At 61.5% G+C, this 530-nt stretch carries 2 protein-coding genes; both read right to left on the bottom strand.

The window, feature by feature from the left end:
• Window positions 1–270: mercury resistance system periplasmic binding protein MerP (gene merP, locus ACWKV5_RS29680; protein ID WP_483844157.1), on the bottom strand; the 270-nt coding region annotated here is incomplete at its 3' end.
• 12 nt (window positions 271–282) lie between these two features.
• Window positions 283–530 (bottom strand): mercuric ion transporter MerT (gene merT / locus ACWKV5_RS29675; protein WP_483844156.1); only part of this gene is annotated, 248 nt, incomplete at its 5' end.

Raw genomic sequence — 530 nt, 5'->3', positions numbered from 1 at the left:
CTTGACGCTGGAGGGATAGCCCGCGTCCCCGGTTGCCTTGGTCAGCTTCTGCACACTGGTCTTGGCATCATCGAAGGTGACCACCGCTTCGCGGGTCTCGAAGGTCACGGCAACTTTACTGACGCCATCGACCTTGGAAATCGCCTTCTTGACGGTGATCGGACAGGCCGAGCACGTCATGCCCGGTACGGACAGCGTGACGGGCTGGGTAGCGGCCCACACGGGGGCAACAACGGCGGCGAGGGCGAGGGAGGCAAACAGTTTCTTCATGGTGAACTCCGATCAGTAGAAAAATGGCATGACATAGGGAAATCCGAGCGCGACCAGAACCAGTACGGCCACGACCCAGAAAATGAGCTTGTAGGTCGCTCGCACTTGGGGAATCGCGCAGACCTCACCCGGCCTACAGGCTTGCGCAGGGCGGTAGATGCGCCGCCAGGCGAAGAACAACGCCACCAGCGCTGCGCCGATGAAAATCGGGCGATACGGCTCCAGCACGGTCAGGTTGCCGATCCAAGCCCCGCTGAAGC

The sequence above is a fragment of the Pseudomonas oplopanacis genome, assembly GCF_057128725.1.
This window is presented reverse-complemented; position numbering and strand designations above follow the sequence as displayed.